At 38.8% G+C, this 6,565-nt stretch carries 8 protein-coding genes; all 8 read left to right on the top strand.

The features are described 5' to 3' along the window. A partial coding sequence (locus tag M1R56_RS04780; RefSeq protein WP_248034786.1) for a hypothetical protein occupies positions 1-689 on the top strand: 689 nt, incomplete at its 5' end. A gap of 160 nt (positions 690-849) precedes the next feature. Then, positions 850-1,260 carry a GNAT family N-acetyltransferase gene (locus M1R56_RS04785; RefSeq protein ID WP_248034787.1) on the top strand — a complete coding sequence of 137 codons (411 nt, stop codon included), beginning with the start codon at positions 850-852 and terminating at the stop codon, positions 1,258-1,260. A gap of 162 nt (positions 1,261-1,422) precedes the next feature. After that, positions 1,423-2,019, top strand: coding sequence for an HAD family phosphatase (locus M1R56_RS04790; protein WP_248034788.1), 597 nt, complete (start codon positions 1,423-1,425; stop codon positions 2,017-2,019). A 149-nt stretch (positions 2,020-2,168) separates the two neighbouring features. Beyond that, on the top strand, positions 2,169-2,378 hold the full coding sequence (locus M1R56_RS04795) for a helix-turn-helix transcriptional regulator (protein ID WP_001107501.1): 210 nt from the start codon (positions 2,169-2,171) through the stop codon (positions 2,376-2,378). Beyond that, positions 2,368-2,856 (top strand): DUF6773 family protein, encoded by a 489-nt coding sequence (locus M1R56_RS04800; RefSeq protein WP_248034789.1) that lies wholly within the window; start codon positions 2,368-2,370, stop codon positions 2,854-2,856. Before M1R56_RS04795 ends, M1R56_RS04800 begins: the two co-directional genes overlap by 11 nt. 107 nt (positions 2,857-2,963) lie before the next feature. After that, a complete protein-coding gene (locus M1R56_RS04805; RefSeq protein ID WP_248034790.1) occupies positions 2,964-4,424 on the top strand; it encodes a nicotinate phosphoribosyltransferase in 1,461 nt (486 codons plus the stop codon). Further along, a complete protein-coding gene (gene nadE / locus M1R56_RS04810; protein WP_248034791.1) occupies positions 4,421-5,245 on the top strand; it encodes an ammonia-dependent NAD(+) synthetase in 825 nt (274 codons plus the stop codon). Before M1R56_RS04805 ends, nadE begins: the two co-directional genes overlap by 4 nt. A gap of 729 nt (positions 5,246-5,974) precedes the next feature. After that, positions 5,975-6,502 carry a GNAT family N-acetyltransferase gene (locus tag M1R56_RS04815; protein WP_248034792.1) on the top strand — a complete coding sequence of 176 codons (528 nt, stop codon included), beginning with the start codon at positions 5,975-5,977 and terminating at the stop codon, positions 6,500-6,502. Positions 6,503-6,565: the final 63 nt, after the last annotated feature.

The following is a 6,565-nucleotide window of genomic DNA, read 5'->3' on the forward strand; positions in this document are numbered from 1 at the left end:
TAGAAATCACAGACATTTATGTAAATAGTGAGTTGCAATTAAGTACAGAAAGAGAATTATCACGTATTGAACCGCAAGCTAAGAAGGTTTATCGAGGAACAAAACAGGTATCTCACGTCCCAGATGTTGCACCAATGGAGAATAATAAACCAGAGGCTATTATTGAAACTAAGGTTCGTCAAGAAAGTCGAGTTCTTAAGACAGATAAGATTGAATATGTTGATGATTCAAGTCTCGATGCAGGCAAAGTTCGAGAAGTTGCAGCAATAAACGGAAAAGTTTTAGTAGAAATCACAGACATTTATGTAAATAGTGAGTTGCAATTAAGTACAGAAAGAGAATTATCACGTATTGAACCGCAATCTAAGAAGGTTTATCGAGGAACAAAACAGGTATCACAAGTTCCCGATGTTGCACCAATTGAGGTTAATAGAATTGAACGTAATAATATTACGAAAGAGCATCCAGGGGCTTCTATTGTGATAAATACTAAGTTAGAGCCAGTAGTGATGAATCAATCGTCTTCTGAACCTCTTTCGTCAAAAGAAACAACCATAAGAACTAAGGGTTATTTACCAAATACAAGTAGTGAATATGGTTATGGTTTTGAGTTGGCAGGTATTATTGCTTTAGCAACGGCTCATTTTGGAATAATCTCAAATAAGAGAAAGAAAAATATAAAAAACTAGTTATTAGTGATGGATTAACTCAACTTCAAGAATTTTTCCACATTAAGACTAATGAGAAAGTTCTCAGAAGTGATATTCTTCTGGGGGCTTTTTCGATATTAAGAGAACTGAGAAAAATAGGCCTATAATCAAGCTATAAAGTATAGTCGAGGAGATTTTGATGCAGATTAGATTGGAAAATATAGAATCTCAGAAAGCGCAAGAAATAGGCGATTTGATTCGTTCTTATAATCGTTCAAAGAGAGAAAAAGCTGAAAGCGAGCCACTTAACCTTTATGTCGAAGATGATAAGGGGGAACTAATGGCTGGCTTAGTAGCAGAGACTTTTGGAAATTGGTTAGAAATCGAGTATTTGTTCGTGAAAGAGGAATTCAGAGGACAAGGAATCGGCTCCCAACTATTGCAACAAGCAGAAAGTGAAGCTAAGAAGAAAAACTGTCGCTACGTTTTTGTCAATACTTATCAGTTCCAAGCGCCAAACTTTTATCAGAAGCAGGGCTACAAGGAAGTCTTTACTTTAACAGACTATCCCTACACAGGACAAAGGCACTATTATCAAAAAGATTTATAACATAAAAATAGAGATTGAAGCAAAGATAGTTATTCATACTCAACGAAAATCAAAGAGCAAACTAGGAAGTGAGTCGCAGGCTGTACTTGAGTACGGCAAGACGAAGCTGACGTGGTTTGAATTTGATTTTTGAAGAGTATCAATTAGCAATAGAGGTGGATAATGGATATTATACTAGACATGGGAAATGTTTTATTAGAATGGAACAAGGATAAGATTTTACGAGGTGTGGTAAAAACAGAGAAGGATTATATGATATTGGACAAGGCGATCTTTCAATCAGGTCTTTGGGAAAGATTAGATCTCGGAACCCTGACCAGAGAAGAGTTGGTCTTGGAAGTGGTTTCCATGATTGGAAGCATTTATCAAGAAAAGGTTCAAGAAGTAGTCTGGAATTGGCCTTTTTACATTGAAATTTACACCGAAGTCTTTCCTCTCCTGGTACGTTTAAAGGAAAAAGGCCATCGTATTTTTGTTTTGTCAAATACATCACCAGTTTTTTATGAATTATTAGAGGAACAACTCTCTCCTTTAAATGAAATCTTAGATGGATTCATTCTTTCTTGCAATATCAAGGCCATCAAACCAGATCCAAAAATGTTTGAAGAAATCCTCCATAAATATGATCTGAATCCTGAAAACTGTATTTTTCTGGATGATGTAAAAGATAATACCAAGATGGCAGAAAGTTTAGGCATCAAAGCCTACCAAATCAAGAAAAGAAGCGATGTCGTAGATATTTTACAAAGATTTGAATAAGCAGAAAAATCTCTATCATTTAGGTGGTAGGGAATTTTTGTTAAAAAAATCGCACAAAAAGAAAGATATATATTGCATAATGTAAAATATATGATATAATAAAGTTGAAAAAAGAAGCGCGACTTTTAAAATTAAGGAGGAGGTAAGAAGTGGCTAAGAATTTAAAATTAAAACTCGCTCGAGTAGAGCTTGATATGACACAAGGTGACTTGGCAGAAGCTGTAGGGGTTACGCGCCAGACTATCGGCTTGATAGAAGCTGGAAAGTACAATCCTTCGCTTTCACTTTGCCAATCCATTTGCAGATGCTTAGGGAAAACTCTAGATCAATTATTTTGGGAGGAAGAAGATGAAAAATAGATTTTATTATTATCAATTACTAGACGAAAGAGAAGAACAACTGATGAATAAAGCAGGGGCAGAATCCTTTACCCTCTTCATTTGGCTTGTGCTTCTAAGTTATTTGGTTGCTGTATTGGCTCCATCTCTTTTTAATCCGAGTATGATGCTCATCATTATCATTATTGGGACTTTTTATTTTTTCAACCGTGCTCGAAGTCTAGGTGTGACCTATTATAGTCGTTTTCATTTTACAATTTTAGGCTGCCTGTTATTAACTCTAGTGATTACAGCTATCTTGATGCTCCAAAACTACCAGTTCAATATCGAAATTTATCAGCACAATCCTTTGAACGTTAAATACCTGTCTGCTTGGGTCATTACATATCTCCTTTATCTTCCTTGGGTCTTTATTGGAAACTTAGGCTTAAAAAGTTATGGTGAATGGGCTCAGAAAAAGTTTGAGCAGGATATGGATGAACTTGAGAGCATAGAATAGCTTGTTAGCTTTTTATCAATATCGATAAAATGTGTTATAATAGTACTAATTTATGAGAAAAGAAGAAACATTTTCATCTTTTTACAAATAAGGAAGAAGGACAGTATATGTACCCAGATGATAGTTTAACATTGCACACGGATTTGTATCAAATTAACATGATGCAGGTTTACTTTGACCAAGGGATTCATAACAAGAAAGCGGTTTTTGAAGTTTATTTCCGCCAACAACCGTTTAAAAACGGCTACGCTGTTTTTGCAGGTTTGGAACGAATTGTGAACTACTTAGAAAACCTACGCTTTTCTGATAGCGATATTGCTTATCTAGAGTCACTGGGTTATCATGGAGACTTTTTGGAATATCTTCGTAATCTCAAGCTAGAGTTGACCGTACGTTCTGCTCAGGAAGGGGACTTGGTATTTGCCAATGAACCGATTGTTCAAGTGGAAGGTCCTTTGGCACAGTGTCAATTGGTTGAAACAGCTCTTTTAAATATTGTTAATTTTCAAACCTTGATTGCGACCAAGGCTGCTCGTATTCGCTCGGTCATTGAAGATGAGCCTTTGATGGAGTTCGGAACACGTCGTGCGCAAGAGATGGATGCAGCTATCTGGGGAACTCGTGCCGCTGTCATTGGTGGTGCCAATGGGACTAGTAATGTACGTGCTGGTAAGCTCTTTGGAATTCCGGTTTTAGGGACTCACGCCCATGCCTTGGTTCAAGTCTATGGGAATGACTATCAGGCTTTCAAGGCTTATGCCTCAACTCACAAAAACTGTGTCTTCCTAGTGGATACCTACGATACTCTTCGCATCGGTGTTCCTGCTGCCATTCAGGTTGCAAGAGAATTAGGTGACAAGATTAACTTTAAGGGAGTTCGTATTGACTCTGGTGATATCGCCTATATTTCTAAAAAAGTTCGTCAACAACTGGACGAGGCAGGATTTACGGATGCTAAGATTTATGCATCCAATGACCTTGATGAAAATACCATCCTTAACCTCAAAATGCAAAAAGCTAAGATTGATGTCTGGGGTGTTGGGACTAAGCTCATTACAGCCTATGACCAACCAGCTCTAGGAGCAGTTTATAAGGTTGTTGCCATTGAAGATGAAAATGGTCAGATGCGCAATACTATCAAACTTTCAAACAATGCAGAGAAGGTTTCAACACCAGGTAAGAAACAAGTTTGGCGTATCACCAGCCGTGAAAAAGGCAAGTCTGAAGGTGACTACATTACATACGATGGTGTAGATGTTACTAGTATGACGGAAATTAAGATGTTCCATCCGACCTATACTTACATCAAGAAAACCGTTCGTAATTTTGATGCTGTTCCTCTCTTGGTAGACATTTTCAAGGAAGGTAAGCTAGTCTATGATTTACCAAGTTTACCTGAAATTCAAGCCTATGCTCGTAAGGAATTTGATAAGCTATGGGACGAATACAAACGTGTTCTGAACCCACAACATTACCCTGTCGACTTGGCTCGTGATGTATGGCAAGACAAGATGGACTTGATTGATAAGATGCGTAAGGAAGCTCTAGGTGAAGGAGAAGAAGAATGAGTTTGCAAGATACCATTATCCAACAACTAGGCGTTAAACCAGTCATTGATGCCCGAGAAGAAATCCGTCGTTCCATTGACTTTTTGAAAAAATACCTTAAAAAACATCCTTTCCTTAAAAGTTTTGTATTAGGAATTTCTGGTGGCCAAGACTCGACTTTAGCTGGTCGCCTTGCCCAACTAGCTATGGAAGAAATGCGAGCTGAAACCGGTGATGATTCTTATAAATTTATAGCAGTTCGCCTGCCTTATGGAATTCAAGCAGATGAGGATGATGCCCAAAAAGCCCTAGCTTTTATCCAGCCAGATGTGAGTTTGGTGGTCAATATCAAGGATTCTGTAGATGCAATGGCAGCGGCAGTAGAGGCTACTGGTAGTCCAATGTCAGACTTTAATAAAGGGAATATCAAGGCTAGAAGCCGGATGATTGCCCAATATGCACTCGCAGGAGCTCATAGTGGAGCAGTTATTGGTACTGACCATGCTGCAGAAAATGTCACAGGTTTCTTTACCAAGTTCGGTGACGGCGGTGCAGATATTCTTCCTCTCTATCGCCTCAACAAACGTCAAGGAAAACAACTATTGAAGGAGCTCGGAGCTGATCCAGCCCTCTATGAAAAAATTCCAACAGCGGATTTGGAAGAAGAAAAACCAGGTATTGCAGACGAAGTAGCCTTGGGAGTTACTTACAACGAAATTGATGATTACCTCGAAGGTAAACAAGTCAGCCCAGAAGCCCAAGCAACCATTGAAAAATGGTGGTATAAAGGACAACACAAACGCCACCTACCAATCACAGTGTTTGATAAGTTTTGGGAGTAAAAACCTCCGGGGGAGGTTTTTACCCCGAGTCTAGAAACAGGAGAACGAGGAAAGTCCGGGGGACCTTGAACCCCGAGTCTTGAAACGGGAAAATGAGGAAGAACAGGTAACTAGAAGAGTTCGATTTCCTTGTCTCACCCCCGCAAGATTGACTAGGCTTGAAAAAACTTGCTAAAGTGCATTTCAAGCCAGACAGCGACTGCGTCATGAAATTAGAGGAAACTGTTGTTTTCTCAATTTTCATGAGTATAGTGTTTTTACCCTGAGCATAGAAATGAGAAAGTGAAGAAGGTCCTGGGGACCTTTTTACCTTCTTGCCTAGAAATTAGAAAGCAAGAATAACCTCCAGTGGAGGTTTTTACCCTGAGCATAGAAATGAGAAAGCGAAGAAGGTCCTGGGGACCTTTTTACCCCGAGTCTTGAAAGGGGTAAATGAGGAAGAACAGGTAACTAGAAGAGTTCGATTTCGTTGTCTCACCCCCGCAACGATGACTAGGCTTGAAAAAACTTGCTAAAGTGCATTTCAAGCCAGACAGCGACTGCGTCATGAAATTAGAGGAAATTGTTGTTTTCTCAATGTTTATGAGTGTAGTGTTTTTACCCAGAGCCTAGAATGATAAAGTGAAGAAGGTCCAGTGGGCCTTCTTCACTTTATCACTTGAAATAGGAAAGTAAGATAGGTCAATACAAGTTTAAACCCATCCATAAAATAGAAAGCGAGTTACGATTATGAAAGCACTTGGTACACAAACTATTGAGACAGAACGTTTGATACTGAGGAGATTTGTGGAAGGTGATGCTCGAGCCATGTTTGATAATTGGGCTTCACGCTTAGAAAATCTAACCTATGTTACTTGGGATCCACACCTGAATGTCGAACAGACTCGAAACTCTATTGGCAATTGGGTAAAAATCTATGACGATCCAAATTACTACAAATGGGCCATCTGTCTCAAAGAAAATCCAGACTATGTCATTGGAGATATTAGTCTGGTCAGTGTGGATAAAGAAAACTCTAGCTGTGAGATCGGATATATCTTGGGGATGGACTACTGGGGACGAGGACTCATGACAGAAGCCTTGAAGGCAGTTTTATCATACTGTCTAGATAAGATTGGATTTGAAGAGGTTGATGCTTGCTATGCAAGTTTAAATCCCGCCTCTGGTCGTGTGATGGAAAAGGCGGGTATGACTTTTTGGAAGATGATTCCTAATGCAGTTGAACGAAAAGGTTATATCGCTGATATAGTATCTTAGTTTATAAAATACATGTTATAATAAAGCTATGGCATATAGTACAGATTTTAAACACCGAGCATT

The sequence above is a fragment of the Streptococcus sp. oral taxon 431 genome (assembly GCF_023115445.1).
In the GTDB taxonomy this organism is placed as follows: Bacteria; Bacillota; Bacilli; order Lactobacillales; family Streptococcaceae; genus Streptococcus.

Excerpts from the sequence above, each read along its gene's own strand:
- M1R56_RS04815 (WP_248034792.1), top strand. The coding sequence starts at position 5,975 with ATGAAAGCACTTGGTACACAAACTATTGAGACAGAACGTTTGATACTG.
- M1R56_RS04790 (WP_248034788.1), top strand. The coding sequence starts at position 1,423 with ATGGATATTATACTAGACATGGGAAATGTTTTATTAGAATGGAACAAG.
- M1R56_RS04785 (WP_248034787.1), top strand. The coding sequence starts at position 850 with ATGCAGATTAGATTGGAAAATATAGAATCTCAGAAAGCGCAAGAAATA.
- M1R56_RS04800 (WP_248034789.1), top strand. The coding sequence starts at position 2,368 with ATGAAAAATAGATTTTATTATTATCAATTACTAGACGAAAGAGAAGAA.
- nadE (WP_248034791.1), top strand. The coding sequence starts at position 4,421 with ATGAGTTTGCAAGATACCATTATCCAACAACTAGGCGTTAAACCAGTC.
- M1R56_RS04805 (WP_248034790.1), top strand. The coding sequence starts at position 2,964 with ATGTACCCAGATGATAGTTTAACATTGCACACGGATTTGTATCAAATT.